The organism is Clostridium thermosuccinogenes, from assembly GCF_002896855.1.
GTDB classification, from domain to species: Bacteria; Bacillota; Clostridia; order Acetivibrionales; family DSM-5807; genus Pseudoclostridium; species Pseudoclostridium thermosuccinogenes.
This window is the reverse complement of the sequence record NZ_CP021850.1, coordinates 4,256,494-4,275,171: the sequence shown is the minus strand read 5'-3', so window position 1 is coordinate 4,275,171 and position 18,678 is coordinate 4,256,494. Positions and strand designations below refer to the sequence as shown.

13 protein-coding genes and 1 riboswitch are annotated in these 18,678 nt (G+C 44.7%); of the genes, 12 read left to right on the top strand and 1 reads right to left on the bottom strand.

From position 1 onward, the window contains the following. Positions 1-15 precede the first annotated feature (15 nt). From CDO33_RS21000 to ade, 9 genes are all read left to right on the top strand, one after another. Positions 16-201 (top strand): hypothetical protein, encoded by a 186-nt coding sequence (locus tag CDO33_RS21000; RefSeq protein WP_133158780.1) that lies wholly within the window; start codon positions 16-18, stop codon positions 199-201. Between the two features lie 89 nt (positions 202-290). Then, entirely contained in the window at positions 291-449 is a 159-nt protein-coding gene (locus CDO33_RS18680) for a hypothetical protein (protein WP_242974824.1), read from the top strand. A 248-nt stretch (positions 450-697) separates the two neighbouring features. Then, positions 698-2,161, top strand: coding sequence for an ATP-binding protein (locus tag CDO33_RS18675; RefSeq protein WP_103081936.1), 1,464 nt, complete (start codon positions 698-700; stop codon positions 2,159-2,161). Positions 2,162-2,399: 238 nt separating this feature from the next. Further along, positions 2,400-3,776: a monomethylamine:corrinoid methyltransferase gene (locus CDO33_RS18670; RefSeq protein WP_161496544.1), complete on the top strand. Its 1,377-nt coding sequence runs from the start codon at positions 2,400-2,402 to the stop codon at positions 3,774-3,776. 120 nt (positions 3,777-3,896) lie between these two features. Next, a riboswitch (purine riboswitch) is annotated at positions 3,897-3,999 on the top strand. A gap of 252 nt (positions 4,000-4,251) precedes the next feature. After that, positions 4,252-5,766 carry an ABC transporter ATP-binding protein gene (locus CDO33_RS18665; protein ID WP_103081934.1) on the top strand — a complete coding sequence of 505 codons (1,515 nt, stop codon included), beginning with the start codon at positions 4,252-4,254 and terminating at the stop codon, positions 5,764-5,766. Between the two features lie 12 nt (positions 5,767-5,778). Beyond that, on the top strand, positions 5,779-6,879 hold the full coding sequence (locus CDO33_RS18660) for an ABC transporter permease (RefSeq protein ID WP_103081933.1): 1,101 nt from the start codon (positions 5,779-5,781) through the stop codon (positions 6,877-6,879). Continuing rightward, a complete protein-coding gene (locus CDO33_RS18655; protein WP_103081932.1) occupies positions 6,876-7,805 on the top strand; it encodes an ABC transporter permease in 930 nt (309 codons plus the stop codon). The genes CDO33_RS18660 and CDO33_RS18655 overlap by 4 nt, the downstream gene beginning before the upstream one ends. A gap of 130 nt (positions 7,806-7,935) precedes the next feature. Then, positions 7,936-9,072, top strand: coding sequence for a BMP family lipoprotein (locus CDO33_RS18650; RefSeq protein WP_161496543.1), 1,137 nt, complete (start codon positions 7,936-7,938; stop codon positions 9,070-9,072). 247 nt (positions 9,073-9,319) lie between these two features. Continuing rightward, positions 9,320-11,059: an adenine deaminase gene (gene ade, locus CDO33_RS18645; protein ID WP_103081930.1), complete on the top strand. Its 1,740-nt coding sequence runs from the start codon at positions 9,320-9,322 to the stop codon at positions 11,057-11,059. Positions 11,060-11,594: 535 nt separating this feature from the next. Here ade and CDO33_RS18640 read toward each other — a convergent pair. Beyond that, positions 11,595-12,668: a uroporphyrinogen decarboxylase/cobalamine-independent methonine synthase family protein gene (locus tag CDO33_RS18640; RefSeq protein WP_103081929.1), complete on the bottom strand. Its 1,074-nt coding sequence runs from the start codon at positions 12,666-12,668 to the stop codon at positions 11,595-11,597. A 454-nt stretch (positions 12,669-13,122) separates the two neighbouring features. Between CDO33_RS18640 and CDO33_RS18635 the strand changes: the two genes are divergently transcribed. The 3 genes from CDO33_RS18635 to CDO33_RS18625 all read left to right on the top strand — a co-directional run bounded on the left by CDO33_RS18635 (position 13,123) and on the right by CDO33_RS18625 (position 18,670). After that, entirely contained in the window at positions 13,123-14,112 is a 990-nt protein-coding gene (locus CDO33_RS18635) for a LacI family DNA-binding transcriptional regulator (protein ID WP_103081928.1), read from the top strand. Positions 14,113-14,454: 342 nt separating this feature from the next. After that, entirely contained in the window at positions 14,455-16,833 is a 2,379-nt protein-coding gene (locus CDO33_RS18630) for a glycoside hydrolase family 94 protein (RefSeq protein ID WP_103081927.1), read from the top strand. 301 nt (positions 16,834-17,134) lie between these two features. Next, a complete protein-coding gene (locus CDO33_RS18625; RefSeq protein ID WP_103081926.1) occupies positions 17,135-18,670 on the top strand; it encodes an ABC transporter substrate-binding protein in 1,536 nt (511 codons plus the stop codon). The last annotated feature ends 8 nt before the right edge of the window (positions 18,671-18,678 follow it).

Sequence of the window (18,678 nt, the reverse complement as noted above, 5' to 3'; positions counted from 1 at the left end):
TCACGGACAGACAGAATGAAGGAATTAAGGGCATTGACCCAGTTAGATTTGGGAGGTTTGTTGCCGGAGCTAATGTGGATACCAATGGCCGTGATACTGGAAAAAGGACGTAGTTTCATTGGGATACACATCATCATCCATAATTGTGCAGTAATACAATATCTGTCCATATGGCTTGTTTTTAAAAAGGTGAAAATCTGAGATTGAGTGAGTATGCGTAAGAAAAACGAAGAAATATTAGGGAGGAAATCAAGTCCCATATTGACGGTAATAAAAAGTTTGTTGATGAAGTGGCTTTAATCCGAACGATTGAATATCCCAAGGAAGCTATAAGGGAACTTGTAAAAGTTAAAGGCAAACAGTTTGCTTACCATACGGGCAATGATATTATCGTTATGGAAATTGTAAAAAAGCCTGGTTATAAAGGAGCCATTGACTATGCAAATTAGGCTTGAAGACGGGCTATTGATGACTTTCCATACAAATAACCATCAATGGTGCTTCAAAGACTATCGATAATATCATCAATCCATTATAAGATCTCTTCTATATATGCTGAAAATTAAAATCAAGTAAAACTTACTTGATTTTAATTTTAATATGCATTTTATATTTAAAATATGCAAAGTATATTTAGCATAAATATTGAAAAAAATGATAAGTAGAAATATAATATTTAGAAAAATGAGGTGAAGGAATGGCAATTACATCTGTAGAAAATGTCATTAAGCTGCTATATTCATATAATCCCTGGTGGCGTGTTGGAACAATGCCTCAGGATATGGCGAAGCCTATTAAGCGTTTTGCATACTATGAGTCCATGCGCTGGCTGGAGCATACTTCAGTGAGAAGGTTTATACTGCTTTCCGGGGCCAGACGTGTAGGAAAGACAACCATCATGTATCAGATGATACAAAGTTTGCTTGATAAGGGTGTGCAGCCAAAGGCTATTTTGTATGTTTCCTTTGACCACCCGATACTGAAGTTTTACTCCATTGATGAGCTTGTAGAAATTTATACTACCAACATTTATCCGGAAAGCAAATGCTGGATGTTTTTTGACGAGATCCAGTATGCAGATGATTGGGAGCTATATCTAAAAGTGTTCTATGATAGTAAGCCGGACATATACATTACAGCTACCGGGTCTGCCAGTCCGGTTATTGAAAAAGGTGCCGGAGATAGTGGAGTTGGGCGATGGAACATTATCCGGATACCTACATTATCTTTCTATGAATACTGCAAATTAGCCGGCATTAAGGATGTTCCCAAGCTGAACACTGATGTTAAGCCTACATCCCTTGCTTCAATGAGCGAAAGTACACAGAAAGAAATCATGCACCTGCTGGAGCCTTTGCAGAAGCATTTTACAAGATACCTTGCGGTGGGTGGTTTCCCGGAGCTTGTGCTTTCCAACGATGACTTTGACGCGCAGAGAATACTGCGTGAAGATGTGGTTGATAAGGTACTCAAAAGGGATATTCCAAGCCTTTTCAACATAAGGAATTCTGCGATATTAGAAAAGGTGTTTCTATATTTATGCTTTAATTCTTCCAACATTATCAATACTTCTACGATAAGCAAGGAGCTTGATGGCACTCCAAGAGCGACCATCGACAGTTATATTGAATTTCTTGAGAGGGCTAACTTTATTTACAGGAGTATGCCGGTTGGATTGGCCGGTAAGATGATACTGAAAGCTGCTCCAAAGATTTATATAGCCGATGCTGCCATTAGAAACGCTGTCCTAATGCTGGATATTAATGATTTGGTATCCAACCCTGATGAGATGGGGCTTGTGGCTGAAACAGCTGTATATAAGCATCTGGCTTCGTTCTACTATCCTTACCATGCACGTGTTGGATATTATCGTAAGTCCGGGCAGATACCCAAAGAAGTTGATGTTGTAGTGGATTATCCGAACGGAAGGATTCTTGCAGAGGTCAAGTACCGGGAGAATCCGGTAATAAAACAGGACGATGCCATTGTGGAATTGGCAAACAGTGAAAAGGATAAGATTCTGGCTGCAATTGTTGTGACAAAGACATCAGACTCTTACGGCTTATTGCCATATAAAACAAAGGTGCCTATTTACAAAATTCCTGCTTATGCTTTTTTGTATCTCCTGGGGCATGCCGAAGAGAAGTGGTATAGGGAATAACCAAAAGCTTCTGGGTTTTGATGGCCTTGTTTTATAAGCATATAAATTACTTATGTTTCTCTTGAAATGCTTTATAAATGTGGTATAATACATTCAATATCTGCAAATACGAACATTCTCGTAAGCAAACTATCAAAATGTTCGATTTGATTGCTGAATACGGAAAATGGAAGCTTCGCTTGTATCTATAAGCGCAGTTTGGATCCCTTTTTATTTTGCATTTGATGGGAGGAAGAGAATGGATACGAAAAAATACCTGGAGATATGCGAAAGAAGCGAAACAGGTCCTAAGGTTAGCAAAGAGGACTGGGATTTGGATTATATCATAGACGGGGTCAGAGAGCTGGTGGAGGAATATGATTTTTCCTGGGACAAAAACGTTCTGATCCCTAATGATGACAAGTTGCTGGATCTAATTTTTGAAGCAAGCAAAAGACTTATATGCAAAACAGGAGTATATAACATAAGCACCGGCCGCGTCATAAACCTTACCGAAGATGAAATTGAGGAAGGCTTAAGGCAGATGAAGAAAGAGCTGGTAATGGGAGAGGGAAAGGACGCGGTTACTCTTTATGCCCGAAACATTGAGGACAAAAGAGCTCCGCTCATCTGGGCTGGCAACCCGGGCTGCCCTACACCGGAAGAGATATTCTATGAAAATGTCCTCAGCTCTGCGAAGGAGCCCATAGTCGATCTTTTGACCTGTGGCTCTCTGATTGATGTGGATGGATTCAAGGTAAAAGGGAACCATCCCACAGAGGTGCTGGCTACCTGCCGCGAGCTTAAGTATATCCACAAAGCCCTCAGGGAAGTGGGAAGGCCGGGTATGGGATTGCTGGCGGCCGAAAGCGCGGTTACTGAGTTGGGAGACATCGCAGCTGCAAATCGCAATGGGCTTCGTCCTTGTGACGCACATCTGGTGGCCTTGTTCAATGAGCTTATAATAGACAATGGCAATATGGCCAGAGCAGCTTATTCTCTTGAATACGGAATGAGAAATGCCTCCCTGGCATGTGCCATGGTGGGAGGTTTGGGAGGTGACGCTCCCGGGGCAACCCTGGTGATGATCGCATCCATTATGGCGGCAAACCTCGTGTGCCTGGCAGACTACCACCTGTGCCATCCGATACATATACGGGATGTCGCCACCACGGCAAGGGGCTGCTTGTGGTTGCAATCGGTTTTATGCCAAGCCTTTGCTAAAAATGCGCCTGCTATTATCGTATGTGATATTTGGCCTAAGAGCGGAGCTATGACGAAGGAGTTGTTATATGAAGTGGCGGCCAATGCCATAGTGGTTGCCGTCAGCGGAGGGCATCTTGAGGGTGTTGGTTCGGCAGACGGCAAAGTGCCCAACGGTACCGGCCTTGAGGTCAGACTTATGGGCGAAGTGGGTAAAGCAGTTACAAATCAGGGCATGACGAGGGAAGAAGCAAATAAGATTGTTTTAAAGCTTTTGGAAAAGTATGAGCATGTCTTCTCGGAGCCTGAAAAATATGTGGGCAAGAGGTTTGATCAGGCATATGATATGGCCACTGTCACGCCTTTACCCGAATGGGAGAGGATGTACCTCGAGGTGAAGGACGAGTTAAAGGATATGGGCTTGAAACTCTGATAGGCCAGATATTTATGCAGCATGGAAAGGCTGGAAATTCCAGCGCTGCAAGGCTGAAGGAAGCGAAGTTTCATTGATTGACATTATGCGACAGTCATGATAAACTATTTTAAAATTAAATATTAGCAAATAGTAACGGGCTATATAAATCCACTAATATGGTGTGGATGTCTCTACGTGGTAACCGTAAATTACCTACGCTATAGTGTCCCTTTCTATTGCAATTTTGTGTTTGTATTGGTAAGGAAACCTGGCCTTTGTCATAGGACAAGCTGGGTTTGCCATTTTCAAACAATGATCATATTTGCAAATGGATGGAGAACACTAGTTCCCATCCATTTTATTTTGGAGACATGGCATCATCCCACCATACTTTTGTACAAAAGCTTCGATGACAGGAGCTATACTTATTCACCAAAAGTCACCGTTTGTTCTGGGATATTTGCGTATCCCCGGCAAAATTGGAGGTTCAACCATGGAGAAAACCATTTTATTGGAAATGAAAGGCATCACCAAGAGGTTTGGAAAAACTCTGGCCAATGATAATGTTAATCTGCGACTGTATAAAGGGGAAATCCATGCGCTTTTAGGAGAAAACGGAGCCGGTAAAAGCACCCTTATGAACATATTGCTGGGCATTTACAAGCCCAATTCGGGAGAAATCTTCTATAAAGGGAAGAAGGTATCAATAAAAAGTCCGAAGGATGCTGCCGAGCTGGGTATCGGGATGGTACATCAGCATTTTGAGCTAATCCCTACCCTGAGTGTCGCGGAAAACATTTTCCTGAGCATGGGAAGGGGCGACTTCATACTAAACAGGGCAAAAATGGAAGAGACCATCCGCAGATTTTCCGATAAATTCGGTCTGGCTGTTGACCCCGGAGCAAAGGTATGGCAGCTTTCAGTGGGGGAGCAGCAGCGGGTGGAAATAATGAAGCTCTTATGCCGGGACTGTGAGATCATGATTTTGGATGAACCCTCCGCCGTGCTGACGCCGCAGGAATCCAGAGAGATGTTTAAAACCTTGAGGAAAATGGCAGATGACGGTAAAACGGTGATCTTCATTTCCCATAAGATGAATGAAGTTATGGAACATTCAGACCGGATTACGGTTTTAAAAGGCGGGAGAGTGGAAGATGAAATGCCGGCAGGGGATGCGACCGTCGAACGCCTTACGAAAGCAGTGGTGGGCTCAAGGACTTTGAGTAAAACAGTGAGGAAGACAACGAAGGAAAATGCCCATGTGCTGCTGGAAGTGGAACATCTGCATGTCAGAAATGACAAAGGCCTTGATGCTTTGAAGGATGTCTCCTTCAGCCTCCGTTCAGGCGAGATATTTGCCATTGCCGGTGTGGCAGGAAACGGCCAAAGGGAGCTGGCGGAAGCCCTGGCGGGACTTCGTAAGGTTGCATCCGGCAAAATCATGATGAACCGCAGGGATATTACTAAAATGAATGCAAAGCAGAGGATATCGATGGGGATTTCCTTTATCCCTGAGGATAGATTAAAAATGGGACTGATTCCGGGAATGAACATGAAACAGAATGCCATATTAAAAAAATTCAGAGAACCGGAGTTCAGCAGGTTTGGTTTTTTAAGAAGCAAGCCTATAAAGGCTGTTACGGAAAGGTTTATCGAAACTCATGATATAAAAAATGGCGGCATGGATTTGCCGGTGAGCATGATGTCCGGTGGAAACCAGCAGAAGCTTCTGGTAGCCCGGGAGATCCACTGCGAGCCTGCCCTTGTTATTGCAGCTTATCCGGTACGGGGACTGGACATAGGAGCGGCGGAAGCAATCAACAATATACTGATGGAACAGCGTAACAGAGGAGCATGCGTGCTGCTCATATCGGAAGAATTGGATGAAATTTTTGAAATGTCGGACAGGGTAGCTGTTCTATGTGATGGAAAGCTGATGGGGATACGCAATACATCTGAAACGGATTATGAGGAAATCGGACGGTTGATGTCCGGAGAGCCTGCCTAAGGAGAGATATATATGAGCATTGGTACGATTCAGATAGAGAAAAAACATACGGTGCCTCTTAAGAACAAGATACTCAACCCTATTGTTTTTGTTTTAATCGGCCTGGTTTTCAGTTCGGTTTTAATCATAGCGGTTGGTTTCAATCCCATTGCCGTGTATTCTAAAATGCTATCTTATTCTTTCTTAAATTTAAGGGGAATCAATGGAAGCATTAAGGCGGGACTTCCGCTGATGCTTTGCGGACTCAGTGTTTCCATTGCCTTTAAAATGAATCTGAACAATATCGGTGCGGAAGGACAATATGCTATGGGAGCCATCTTGGGAGGTGCATTTGCCCTTTTCGGGCCGGAACTGCCCATGCCGCTCCGGATAATGGTGATGTTTCTGCTGTGTGCGGTAGGCGGTGGACTGTGGGCTGTGATTGCAGCAGCGTTAAAGGCATTTTGGAATGTGAATGAGACCATTGTCACCTTAATGCAGAATTACATAGCCTTATTGTTCCTGGATTACTTGTGTTATGGACCCTGGATGGCAAAAAAACAGACAACGGCCATCTCCGAAGCCATACCGAAGGAGATGTATCTCCCCAACATCGGGAATAGCGGAATCAGTACGGGCATACTGGTGGCGCTTGGGATCGCAATACTTCTATACATATTTTTAAAATACACGACGGCCGGATACCAGATCGAAGTGATCAGAAACAGCAGAAGGTCAGCGGAATATGCAGGCATAAACGTAAAAAAATACATTCTTATAGTTTTGACAATAAGCGGCGCCATTGCCGGCCTGGCAGGTTTTGTCCAGATCACCGGCATAGTGCACCGGGTGCAGGCACAGCTCCCGGGCGGCAGTGGATATACCGGGATTGTCATAGCATATTTGAGCCGCTTCAACCCCATCGCTGTGATTATCGTTTCCATCCTTTTGGGCGGATTGGAGAACAGCTGTGCTGCAGTGCAGCTCATGGGAGTTCCTTCGCAGATTGCGACCATGCTGCAGGGAAGCATTATGATATCTGTGATTGCAGGAGAGTTTTTTAATCATTATAAAGTATCGTTCAATAGAAATACTATGATCAGTCAAAACAAGACGGAAGGGGTTGCACAATGACTGCATTCATAACATCCATTTGCGCAGCAGCTATTGTTTATGCCGTATCAATTTTATATGCTGCAATCGGTGAGATTTTTTCACAGCGTGCGGGAATCATGAATCTTGGCATTGAAGGCATAATGCTTATGGGAGCGGTATCCGGTTTCCTGACGGTTTACAATACTAATAATCTGGTGCTGGCTTTTCTTGCGGTAATCCTTGTGGGTGCAGTGCTGGGACTTGTATTTGCCTTTCTTACCGTTACCCTGGGGGCGGATCAAACGGTGTGCGGCATGGCGTTTTTGATTTTTGGCAGCGGCTTGAGCGGATTTATAGGGAAAAATGTTACAGGCATAGCTTCTGCCGTGAAATTTGAGAAAATAAACATACCGTTTCTTTCAGACATTCCGGTGGTGGGGGATATCTTCTTTAAGCAGGATTTGTTGGTTTACCTCATGTATCTGATAGTTCCCCTCAGCATTTTCTATATTTACAGGACAAGACCGGGTATGATCCTCCGGGCTTTGGGAGAAAACCCGGCCGCTCTGGATGCGGCAGGCATCAATGTATTTGCCCTAAGATATGCCTATGTGATTTTCGGGTGTGCGATGACCGCCATCAGCGGAGCATGCATTTCCCTGTCCTACACAAACTTTTGGAATGAGGGAATGACAGGGGGAAAAGGCTGGATTGCTTTTTCTCTGGTGGCCTTTTCCGGATGGAATCCGGCCGGCGCTGCCCTGGGAGCACTGCTTTTTGGCGCAATCAGCATCATCGGCATAAATATGCAGATTTATCTGCCGGGAATCCCTTCCCAGTTTTATAGCATGCTTCCATATATAGCAACGGTGGTGGCACTTATTATATCAACCGGAAGCTTTCGTAGGAAGCATACGGAAGAGCCGGCAGCCTTATGTCAGAAATATGACCGGGAAGCCCGGTAATAGGATGATAGATATGAAATTTTATGTAAACATGAGTTAAGGAAGCTAAGCATTAAACAGAACAAGCATTGATAAATCAATGTTAATAATACAAGTACCAATAGTATCAATTTTGAAGGAGGAGTACATAATGAAGAAGGAAAAATTAAAGTTAATCAGTCTATTGCTGGCAGCAGTATTTGCAGTTGTGTTTCTTTCCGCTTGTTCCGGCAAATCTGCGGAGCCGGACAAAGCCGCATCGGGTCAGGGAGGTAAAACTATTGATTATTCGAAAATAAAAATCGGTGAGATCACTTCCCTGGTGGTAAATGACGGAGGTTGGTGCCAGGCGACTCATCAGAGCATCCTGGCAGCTATGAAGGAGTTGGGAATCCCGGAAGAGAATCTGCTCGTGATTGAAAACGTGGCAGAGGAACAAGTGGCCGTTGCCAATGCTTACGAAGCGTTAGTCAGCGAAGGTGCCAATCTGATCATCGGGGCAAGCTCCGGATATGCGACGTTCCTGTCTGATCTGGCAGCCCAGAATCCTGATGTCATTGTAGCTCAACATGGAGATAGGACGGAGAATCTGATCGGCTATCAGATACGAAATTACGAAGGCATGTTTCTGGCCGGTTATGCATGTGCTTTGATGTCCGACAATGACCTCCTGGGCTTTGCAGCCAGCATGTCGGAAGCTTCCGTTCGTGCCGCCATCAATGGCTATGCTTTGGGAGCAAAATATGCAAACCCCAACGCAAAGGTGCAGGTAGTCTGGGCAAACAGCTGGTATGACGTGGACCTTGAAACCCAAAGTGCCCAAACCCTGATCAACCAGGGAATCAAATACATGGGTATGGAAGCTTCATCTCCTGCGATTCCCCAGACCTGTGAAGCCAAAGGCGCTTACTGCATAGGCTACAATGTGGATATGAAGGCTTTGGCGCCGAAAGCAGTTCTGTTCTCCTATGTATGGAATTTCAAGCCGATCTTTGAAAAGATCATTACATCTGTAGCCGAAGGAACTGCCACAAGCAGCGATTACTACTATGAGGGTGGGGAATGTGCATCCATAACAGAGTTTAATGATGATCTTGTACCGAAGGATGTGCAGGAAAAGGTGCTAAAGGTGAAAGAAGATATTGCAAACGGCAAAATCAAAGTTTATGGCGGAGAACTGAAAGACAACAAAGGGAATGTATTGGTCGCCGCAGGTGAAACCATGAGCGATGAAATGATAAATACACAGGAATTCCTGGTAGAAAACGTAATTGGTGACTGGAGATAAAGAAAGATTTGCTGCAGAGGTATTATCTTGATCAGCAGAATTGACTTATATGACAAGGTTAAGGAACAGGTAAGGAATAGGCACTCCGAACAAATGGCCGGCCCCGGGAGGATATGATACTTTCTCCCGGGGCTGTTTCTAAAGATACAAAAGATACAGACCTTGGGATATTTTTGGCTTACACATGATTTGAACCGAAAAACCGGAAAAATAATGATGATGATACGTAAAAACAAAGGTGGTATATATGGAAAAGCATTCATTGAAAAAGAGAATTGATACGGCAGCAGGAAGAAGGCCTGCAGACCTGGTGATAAAAAACTGCAGGATAGTTGATGTATATAATTCTACCATTATTGAGGGAAAAAGCATCGCCATTTCGGATGGCTGCATCGTGGGAATCGGTGATTACCAGGGTGTGCATGAAATCGATGCCCAGGGTCAATATGCAGCTCCTGGGTTTATCGACAGCCATATCCATATTGAATCTTCTTATGTCACCCCGGAGGAAATCGGCAGGCTCCTGGTTCCCCATGGCACGACTACCATTATCGCCGATCCCCATGAAATAGTCAATGTATGCGGCATGGAGGGCATGAATTACATGCTTGAAGCTTCGAAGGGGACAAAACTTGATATCCGGTACATGCTTCCCTCCTGTGTGCCGGCGACACCCTTTGAAAATGCCGGAGCTGTCATCGATGCTGCAAAGATGAAAGAACCGCTTAGGGATTCCAGAATCCTTGGGCTTGGCGAATTCATGAATTATCCCGGAGTTGTGGAAGCGGACGATGAGGTGATGAACAAACTTTTGATTGCCATCAATGGAGGAAAGCTGATCGATGGACATAGCCCGGGTCTTACAGGAAAAGAACTGAATGCGTATGTAGCTTGCGGTATACATACGGATCACGAATGCTCCACGGAAGAAGAGATGCTTGACCGCCTTTCCCGAGGGCTTTATATCCTCTTGAGGGAAGGTTCGGCCTGCCATAACCTGCGCACGCTGCTTAAGGCTGTCACCCCTGCCAACAGCCGCCGCTGCCTGCTGTGCTCCGATGACAGACAGCCGGAGACCATTCTTAAGTTAGGGCATCTGGACAATCACCTCCGGATATGTGTGGAAGAGGGGATTTCCCCGGTTACTGCCATTCAGATGGCGAGCCTGAATGCAGCTGAGTGCTATGGGCTGCATGACAGGGGAGCCATAGCTCCCGGACTGCGCGCAGATATCGTGCTGTTAGATAATTTAAAGGATTTCAATGTTCAGAGGGTGTTCATACAGGGAGAGGAAGTGGCAAGAGAAGGGAAATATCTGCCGGAGATACGCCGCTGCGATATCTCGGCCGTGCAGGGAAGCTTTCATGTCAAAGACTTTTCTGTGGAAAAGCTAAGGCTGAAGCTCAATTCCAGGCATGTAAACGTTATCGATATTCTTCCCGGGGGCGTTGTCACTGCAAAAGGAATGGCAGAAGTTGCTCTGGACGAAAAAGGAGAATTCATATGGCAGCCGGAACAGGATATAGTGAAAGCGGCGGTTGTGGAACGCCACCGTGGCACCGGAAATGTTGGTCTGGCTTTGATCAGGGGCTATGGAATCCGGTCGGGAGCCGTGGCATTATCGATTGCCCACGATTCTCACAACATCATAACTGTGGGAACCAAGGATGAGGATATGGCCTTGGCGGTGGAAAGCCTTGTGAAGCAAGGTGGAGGCATTGTTCTGGTAAAAAACGGAGAGATTATAAACTGTATGCCGATGGTGGTAGGCGGTATTATGAGTGACAGGTCCGGAGAATGGGTAAGTGAAAAGCTGTCCCAAATTCATAAGGATGCATATGAACAGCTTGGGATAAGCAAAGCGGTAGAACCCATTATGACGCTGTGCTTTATGTCCCTGCCGGTGATACCGGAAATCAAGGTGACCGATAAGGGGCTTTTTGATGTTACCCGGCAAGCGTTTATTCCCATTGAGGCAGATATTTGATTTGGGAAAAAGGAGATCTATTCCCGATAGCTTTGATCATATGGTTTGAATACGAATTCATCTATATAGTTTAGGAAGGAATTCAACTAATAATGGATGTACCGATTGCTATGAGCTTTGAATCCTTTCGGAGCAACAATCATCCATTTCAATTAGTTGAACTCAAACCGGTTTTATACAGCGCTGCGTTTTTCTACGCAGTATCATAAAGGCAAAGCAGAATTAGGCAAGGCACTGGCTTTATATTAAGGTACGATTATTTGTAAAACGCGAACCTCACACACAATAGAGATTCGCGTTTTGTCCTATTTTTAATACCGGTTGTCCCAGACATCTCCTGCTTTTTATGTTATTATGTCGCAATTTAAATCAATTTTTGATGTGCTGTCTGAAATACCAGCACAATCACTCGTGCTTGTATAGGGAAACCAATAATGAAAATAACATTTTCATTCTCATATTAACGAGTCAAATTAGGATTAGTGTAATTATATGCCGACCTTTCTTCTTTCATAGGGCATCATGCCTTTCCTCTCTATTCATGGGTCATTTTTTCCGCCATGCGCACCAGGTCATCGGCATCGCTTTGCGTCTCTGCCCAGGTTAATAGGTATAATCCCTTGGAAGAGAGATTCTCCAGCATTACCCTGACTTCATGGGGCTCCACGTGGATGATGAGGCCTTTGCCGGCAGCTTGTATTTTCCTGAGAATATCCAGACATTCTGTGGCACGGGGCTGGCCTGCCACATTGGTCCACTGGATAATATGTATTCCATCGACGGACAGCAGCTTATCCAGGTGCCTTGTCTGCTCGATGCCGTCCAGGTGATAGAGGCAGTGATCCATCCATGAGGATTGGTTTTGGAGCTCATCCATAATGTATTCGTCAAACATTTCCGGAGACAGCATGACCGACATATCGCACTGCAATTGCCCATGCCTCCCGGGAGCCCACGTCCCGAGCCAGCCTACCGAACAACCTCCGTCGTTGTTGCCACACACTATCCTGTAAACTTCCTCATTGGTTCTGAGCCATGCTGCCTGTATCTTTTCCAGTGCCGCCTTAACCTTTTCCGGTTCCAGCAGCATATCCATGAGGAGGTTTTCACTGCCTCTCAAATGTGCCAAAGCATCAGCATTGCCGCAATTGTACGGCATTGAAACGATAAAATCCCCTTTAGCTTCGCTTACATAGTATTTGGTGAGGTCGATGGTTTTCCGGTAGAGAAAGCTGTTTTCATCAAAAATGAGTTCATCCTCATCCCAGTCATGGATGATGGGGAAAAACCAGACGGTGTTTTCAAATCTGAACCGGGCATTCTTAAAATAGCCTGCATGCCCGGCGGCTCCCAAATCGTTTATTAATATGGGAAAGGCTTCGCCGGCGTAATATGTGTTCTCAAAGCTGTTTTTATACCGTTCCAGTACCAATTCACCATCGGTCCAGTATTTGATTTTATCCTCCTGCTTTTCAGGCAGCTCATAACATTTATATGAGGCGTTGTCTTTAGGTGCGGTTACCCAGATGCAGCATCTGTCCAGTACTTCCCTGTCCCAAAGGGCACGCAGGCGTTCCTTTGATTTTGACCAGTTGTTTGTATACTTCATAACCAGCCTCCATGATTACATCCTTCATTTTATTTTTGTGATTAGTATGTGATTGCGTATATTTAATAAATAAAGCTGTAATGAAATAATATCTCAGATGTGGTGCAACGTTAAACTAATGAATATAGAATATCACAGGATGATCAAATTTGCAATAATGATTATTGGATATAGAATCCGGTATGCTGCAAATTTTAAGGATGCTTCCGAATATTCCGGGACAATGCCAAGCACATTAAATAGTAGCTTGTTTCATGTTTTACATAGATAACATTGAGTCAAGTTCCCGGACAATTTGTACCAAAGCATACAATATTATAATAATATTTTATAATTTTTGCTAATGATATTGCATTTTTGTAATTTATGTTGTATATTAAAAATAGGTGAAACGTAAAACCAAAAAAAGTAATATAAAAGAGATAAAGAAAGATACAAAAAACGGGTGGTTAAGATGTCGACCTTGAAAGATGTGGCCAGAGAAGCAGGTGTCTCTATAACAACAGCTTCCTATGCCCTGAAAGGCAGCAAAAAAATCAGTCATGAAACCACGTTGAGGGTGAAGGAAGCGGCTAAACGGCTTAATTATCTCCCGTCAGGAATAGCTCGTGGCTTAAAGGCCAGCAAGACCTGGAATATAGGGGTGTTTCTCCATGGTTATTCCGGACCTACATATGGTGATGTTTTACAAGCCATTCATGATGGCGTATCAAGCGCAAACTATGAGATGATGGTTTGTTCCACCAGCGTCTCAGACCGCCTTTTGATGGAAAGGCACATGGATGGAGCAATTATCCTGAATTCTTTTATTCCCGACAAGACTTTGGAGAGGGTTCAAAGCCCAAACTTCCCGGTGGTTGTCATGGACAGGACGATTGAATTGCCTAATGTATCGTGTGTAGTTGCAGACAATGTTGCAGGGGGTTACATGGCTGTCAGGCATCTGCTGGATTTTGGATATAAGAAGCTCGCTTTCATCATTGGTGGGAAAGAAAGCTATGAAAATGCCGCACGAGTTGAGGGAATAAAGAAAGCGCTTTATGAGGCAGGAATTGATTTTGGAGCAGTTCCTGTCGCAATTGGAGATTTCAAGGAAGAGACGGGGAAAAGCAGTATGAAGAGCCTGCTTAACCAATATCCCGATATTGACGCAGTTTTCTGTTTAAATGATGAAATGGCCATTGGTGCAATGAATGCCATAAAGGAAAGTGGAAGGCTCATTCCACAGGATATTGCGGTTATTGGTTTTGATGACATACCTCTCGCATCTTACACTACACCTGCCCTGACTACGATACGTGTAGACCGACGGCTTTGGGGTTATCTTGCTGCAGTGAACCTGCTGGAACTGATCGACCGCAAAGGCTCAGGCCGGATTGTAAAGATACCGGTGGAACTGATCCGCAGAGAAACGGTCGGAAAGATAAGCGTCGGAATTACATAAGGCGGATATGTACATATTATGATCTCATTTTACTGATAACTATTGCCGGTTTTTTGCTGCGGCACGAACACATAGCAAATTAATACTGCATCGTTGCTCTGGAAAATACTGGTCTAAAGACTGCTTCAACTCCTTCACACCACTTAAATCAACTTATTGAGTCCACAGCAATATAGTAGACATAATCTAAGCCGATTTGCCACATTCCAGGAGAAGCAAGCTTTTCAGCAAGTGTTTTCCTAGTAATATCACAGCAACGGAGTAGATTTAATTCCTTCTTTGCATTTCGTAAATTTTAATTAACTACAATTGCATATGAGTATGAAATCAAGGAGCGAAGCCATGAAGAGGTTATTCCAAAGTGATTATGGATATTTTACTGAAGATGGCAGGGAGTATGTTATAACTACTCACAATACTCCTAAACCATGGTGCAATGTGATAAGCAATGGGGATTATGGGCTTATGGTTTCCCAAACCGGGGGAGGCTACTCCTGGAGGGGAAATGCCGGACAAAACAGGATTACCCGGGCTTTTCAGGATTTGATCAAGGATAACTGGGGCAAATACATATACATAAGGGACCTGGACAGCGGCAAGTACTGGTCGGCCACATGGAAGCCTGTTGAAGCGGAATATGAATATTACAGGGTGCGCCATGGCATAGGCTATACATGCTTTGAACAAAAGGTTGATGGCATTGCCAGCCGCCTGACGCTATTTGTAGCACCCTATGCGCCGGTGGAGATAATGAAGCTGGAGCTTTGCAATGAAAGTGAAAAAAGCCGAAGGCTGGATGTAACATCATATTTTGAGTGGATACTGGGTTTTGCCCCGGATGACCACAGGGAATTTCATAAATTATTCATTGACACCCGTTTCTGTCCGGAAGCCAATGCGCTTCTGGCCGACAAGCACCTCTGGGGATTTCCCGATGAAAAAGGCAGGCACAATAATGTAAGCTGGGATTATACCGCTTTTCACGCTGTATCTGAGAACGTGAAATCCTATGATGCCGATAAGGAATCTTTCATAGGAATGTACAGGGATGAAAGATCTCCGGTGGCAATGGAGCTGGCTGAGTTGGCTAGGAATACCGGACGTTTCGGCGATGGCGCTGCTGCGTTGCAGACTGAAATAACATTGGGGGCATCTGATTCCAGAACAGTCATTTTTACTATAGGAGCTGCTCAAAAAGGTAAGGAAGATGCAATTGAGCTTGCGACTAAGTATACATCAAAAGAAGCAGCGGAAAAAGCCTTCGAAGAGCTGGGCCATTTCTGGGCTAAGTTCATAGATTCCGAAAGAGTGAAAACTCCGGACCCTGCCATGGATATCATGACCAATATCTGGCTTAAGTATCAGGCAATTTCATGCCGTTTATGGGGAAAATCAGCCTATTATCAGGTGAGCGCCGGTTATGGCTTCCGGGATCAGTTGCAGGACTGCCAGATTTTCCTGTCCAGTGAGCCGGATTATGCGAGAAAGCAGATACTTATGCACGCTGCCCAGCAGTTCAATGAGGGGGATGTGCTTCACTGGTGGTTTACGATACGGGGCGGCGGGCCGAGAACTAAATGTTCCGATGACTTGCTATGGCTTCCGTTCATACTGGATGCATATCTAAAAGAAACCAAGGATTTTAAAATACTGGATGAAAGAGTGCCCTATCTGGACACGGGGGAAGACGACTTATATGGGCACTGTAAAAGAGCTATTGAAAAGACGTTTTTGCGTTTTTCACCCAGAGGGATTCCGCTCATAGGCGATCACGACTGGAATGACGGGTTGAGTGCCGTAGGCAACGAATGGAAAGGGGAAAGCTTCTGGCTGGCTGAGTTCTTTTATGTAGTGCTGAAGAACTTTGCTCCCCTTGCCGACATGCGGGGAGATGATGCTTTTGCTGCGAAATGCAGAATAGTCATGGATTCCATGAAAGATGCGGTAAACCGCCATGGTTGGGATGGTGAGTGGTATTTGCAGGCTACCACCGACGAAGGGGAGGAAGTTGGCTCATCCCGGAATGAGGAAGGAAGGATATTCTTAAATCCGCAGGTATGGGCGGTGATATCTGGCATTGCTGATGAAGAGAGAGCAAGGAAATGCATGGATAGCGTTACCAAGTACCTATTAAAGGATTATGGGGCACTGCTTCTATATCCGGCCTATACCCGCGTCAGAAGGGATATAGGATATATCACCCGTTATGCGCCTGGGCTTCGGGAAAATGGAGGGGTTTATACCCATGCAGCTACATGGGCGGTGTGGGCCTATGCGCTGATGGGAGACGCAAAACGAGCATATGAAGCTTACCGGCGGATATGTCCCCCAAACCGTTCCGGCAACCTGAAGTCATATATGGCCGAACCCTATGTTACACCCGGGAATTCCGATGGGCCAGTTTCTCCGTACTATGGCCGCGGCGGATGGACATGGTATACCGGATCAGCACAGTGGCTGCACAACGTTGCTGTAAATTGGATTCTAGGAGTAAGAGCCACTTTTGAAGGCTTGGAAGTCTCACCCTGCATCCCTCCTGAATGGAAGGAATACAGCATATGGCGTAAATTCAGGGGAGCTACTTATAGCATAACAGTTAAAAATCCAAACAGCAAATCGACAGGTGTAACAAGCATTTCAGTAGACGGAAAAAGGATAAACGGCAATATAATCCCTGACTTTGGCGACAATTCCGTACATGAAGTTGAAGTCATCATGTGACGGAAATATGCTTCACACCACTGGCTATATTCCTATTTAGCAGGGTTCACGTTTTCAGGTTTGCTCTATCGTAGCATTTGCCACTTAATTAAATTGATTTGTTGTGCTAGCAAATTTGAGATAGCATTGTGGAGAGTTATTAGAGATAGTTAGCGAAGTGAAGGATGAGGCAAATCACCTGAACGAAGTGAATTGATTTGCCCCGTAACAAGCTTACTAGCTCTTTAACTCGGAACTCTGCTATCGAAAATGCTAGCACAATGAGTTAAATTATTTCAAATATATTAAGGAGGAGAGGATAATGAAAAGAAAAATTGCTCTGCTAATGGCAATCATCATGGGGGTGACAATGTTCCTTGCTGCATGTGGCGGTACTAAAACGTCCCAGGACACGTCATCAGGGACAACAGTCAGTGAGACAGGCTCATCAGGCAGCACTTCAGATGGTGCAACGGACACAAAAAAGGCCGATACTCCCGCAAAAGAACCGGTTGTAGTCAAGTGGGCTACCTGGGAGAACAGGATTATGGCAGAAGAAATGGCTGCAAAGTTCAATGAAAAGAATCCTGATATCAAGGTAGTTATTGACGATTTCGGAGGTTGGTTTGGTAACGAGCAGCTGGCAAAAAGGGCTGCGTCCGGTGAACTCCCCGATGTATTCAATATTGAAAATCCCGTCATACCGCTTCAGAACAAATGGCTGCTTGACTTGAAGCCTTTTCTGGACAAGGAAACCGACAAGAAGTTCTACCAGAACTTTGTCGATACCGGTACCTTTGAGGGTATGGTGTTCATGCTGCCTTCATACATATATATTCATGGTATTCTGGTAAATAAATCGCTGCTTGAAGCCAACAACATCCCTGTGCCGGATTATGGCTGGACGATTGACGAGTTCAAGAACATACTTATAAAGACGACAAAAGGTCAGACCATGGGCATAAATGGCATTATCGACATTGTCAAGCATATCCCGGCTCAAATCAATGATAACCTGGGATGGGGCTGTTGGGATGGTTCAAAATATGCCCTTGGAGATGAATGGAAGTATGCCGTAGATACTGCAAAAGAACTCTACGACAAGAAAGTGGCAATATGGCAGTTGGAAGAGCAGTTCTCGAATCTTCCGGAACAGTCTGAAGGAGCCGATGGGGAGTCAGTTCAGGACAAGATAAAAAATATGTACAAGGAGAGATTTGGAGAAGAGGATGCCTATAGTGTATTCCTCAAAGGAAATGTAGCCACATGGCTGGAGTTCTCCTGGGGACTGTCTTTCGACAAGAATGAGAAATTCGGAGGCTTCGACTGGGATTTCTATCCTTTCCCCGTCAAGGATAAGGGAGATAAGTCAAGACCCGGCCTGGTATGCGACTCCCTTGCTATATCCGCCAAGGCAAAAGATCCTGAAGCTGCTTTCAGATTCATCAAATATATTTCCTTTGACCCCAGTTCTTTTGACGACAGGGTGGAAATAATGAACAATTATAATAAGGAAGAAGCAATGAAGAAATATCCTGAAATAACCGAGGATAGATTCCCTGAATTCCTTACCTTTAGCCATGTGCCTGCCATCAATGACCAAGCTGTAAGAGATAAGTGGTGTGACCTTAATAATGTAAAGCCCGGCCTCAGAGAAATGGTCAACAATATGGGAACAGGCTATATTGACGGCTTTAAGTTTGTACCGGATTTTGATACCGCATATCACAAGACCATAGAAAAGGCGATTAAAGAAGAGATTTTTACAGGCAAGAAAACTGCTGCCGATCTTGCCGCAGAACTGGAGCAGAAAGCTACGGAAATAACCCAGACGGCTATTGCGAATATGAAGAAATAGCAGGAAGG